The following is a 2,176-nucleotide window of genomic DNA, read 5'->3' as shown; positions in this document are numbered from 1 at the left end:
TTGTCGTAAGATACGAATTTCATGCAGAAAACTTTCTGGCAATGGCGCAACTGGGCTGCATCATGATTTTGCTCAGATTGATTATGAGATGACTTCTAATATTGCGCTTCACCTCGCCCATTCGTTCGCGGAAAAAGGTTTTCAGGTCTGGGCCGAAGTTCCGCTCAAGGAAGAAAACCGACGGATTGATTTTTTTGCATACAACTACCCGGAAGGAATTACGGTTGCTTTAGAGTTCAAAAAAAGCATTGAAACCCCACAAGGGAATTACGAAGATTTGAAGCGGCTTGTGGATATACATGAAAACGGCGTGTGTAACGCGGAACACCGCTTCAATAATCAGAGCCTCAGCCGTGCCGAGCCTAAAGAAATGTATGGGGTCGTTACCCTGCTGTCGGCGGAAGAGTTTGCTGATTGGTGGAAACATCCGAAAAATGGGGACTATACTCCAAATGGCCGATCTGCACGCGATTACAGGAGAATAGGCAAAGCGATTGACGTTGCTGGATATCGTTTTGTGGTGCCGCTGGTCGAATATTTTTGTTCCGCCAAATCCACGGGTGACAAGTATCGTTTTCGCCGGGCAGCATATGCTCTGTACAGGGAGTGCGATATGGAAAATCTAAAAGAAGTTCTCTTGGAAAATCCCTGACATCAGGTCGAAAACTCCAAAGGAAAATGGAACAATGAAATGCAGTACAAATGACATTGTGAGATTTACGAAGGACGCCCCCCAAGCCCTCCGCATATTCTTGCTTGCGGAGAGATTCTAGCGTTGCCAGAGGCGCACGGCGATCCCGGATATGTGATCCTTTTTGTGCAAAGAATCCAGCCATTGGGAGGGAATGGCCGGGAGCCCCCAGAAAGCGCCAGCCAGTTGTCCAAAAATTGCCCCAACAGTATCGGCATCCTGGCCCAGATTGACAGCCAGCAGCATTCCTTCAGCAAAAGTGTCCGCTTTTGCAAATGCCCACAAGGCGGCCTCCAGCGAACTGATCACATATCCAGCCCCCGTAATTTCAGGTGGCTCCTTGCGCATGAATGACCCTTCCGCCACACTTCGGAGAGCGTCATCGGGCGATTCACCGGACTTTTTCTGGAAAAACCGATGTGCGGCGGCAAAGATGTCCTCTTTTGACGCCCCTTGGAGGGCATGCCAGATGAGTGCTGCATAAAAACGGCAGGCGTCGACACAAATCTGCAGGGCATGTGTTGTGCGTGAGGATTCTCCCCCATAATGTGCTGCGTTATCGAGGTTGTCGTGATAATAGATGGGTATTGGCGCCAGGCGCATCAATGAGTCGTTTCCTGCACTTCGGGGCGAAGTTTCGCCTGCAAGGGGGTTGTTCGTTTTGCGGTAGCGCTGAAGAGCCTTGAACGTCGCCTGCCCGATTCCGTAAACTTTGCCGGTTGAGCTATTGTATCCTTCATCAAACCACCGCAGATAGCGATCCATTTGGTCGCGAGCGTCAAATCCCCCGCAGTGCAGGAGACTGTCGGCCAGGCAAAGCGTCATTGCCGTGTCGTCAGTCCAGTGCCCCTGTGGCAGACTTCCCCTGCCACAGGCCATCATGCCTGTGACAGGCGGGAATGTTCCGGGAGCCATAAATTCAACAGGCGCTCCCAGGGCATCGCCTACAGCCACTCCCAAAAGAGATCCCAAGGCTTGTTCGCATTGCGTTGGCATTGTTCCTGCCTGCCTGTCGTGATCCCCATTTCGGGCCGCAATCAAAAGCAGCCTGTGCCGTCGGTTTCCGTGCATGCCGGGGTGATACCCCTGATGCTCATGCTGGCTCATTGCTGCACGTTCAGCTCTCTCATGCATCGCTGAGCCCAAAATCCGGTTCGGCTCACTTTCACTCAAAACACGCGGTCGCCGTTTTTTACCTTTTCGGACGGCTGCAGCAAAACAACGCCCTGATCAGAATCCGTTCCGAGAATCCGCACTTCACTCTTTACAGAGCCAATATGGATCGGCGCCAGATTCATGCAACAGATCACCTGCCTGCCGATCAAATCTTCCGGGGCATAGAGCGCGGTTATCTGGGCAGAAGATTTTTTCACGCCGATCGTTTCGCCAAAATGAATGCTCCACCGGCTAAAGCCGGTGGTATCGGAAACAGCTAAAGCTGGCGATTGCGGATGAAATCCGCCGACAGCTTGGCGGGTTGGCAAA

The 2,176-nt window shown here is 52.1% G+C and carries 2 protein-coding genes and 1 pseudogene; 1 reads left to right on the top strand and 2 read right to left on the bottom strand.

The genetic code is table 11. The features are described 5' to 3' along the window. On the top strand, positions 1-652 hold a 652-nt coding region (locus tag EII23_RS12990; protein ID WP_185702394.1), incomplete at its 5' end, for a hypothetical protein. A 117-nt stretch (positions 653-769) separates the two neighbouring features. On the opposite strand, the gene EII23_RS11760 is transcribed toward EII23_RS12990, so the two are convergent. Further along, the gene (locus EII23_RS11760; RefSeq protein ID WP_124793526.1) at positions 770-1,687 is read right to left on the bottom strand and encodes an ADP-ribosylglycohydrolase family protein; all 918 of its coding nucleotides are present in this window, start codon (positions 1,685-1,687) and stop codon (positions 770-772) included. A 173-nt stretch (positions 1,688-1,860) separates the two neighbouring features. After that, positions 1,861-2,176, bottom strand: a pseudogene (locus tag EII23_RS11755) (hypothetical protein); the annotation flags it as partial.

The sequence above is a fragment of the Desulfovibrio sp. OH1186_COT-070 genome, assembly GCF_003860215.1.
Lineage (GTDB): Bacteria > Desulfobacterota > Desulfovibrionia > Desulfovibrionales > Desulfovibrionaceae > Desulfovibrio.
The sequence above is the reverse complement of the archived record's forward strand: the minus strand, read 5'-3'. Positions and strand labels throughout refer to the sequence as shown.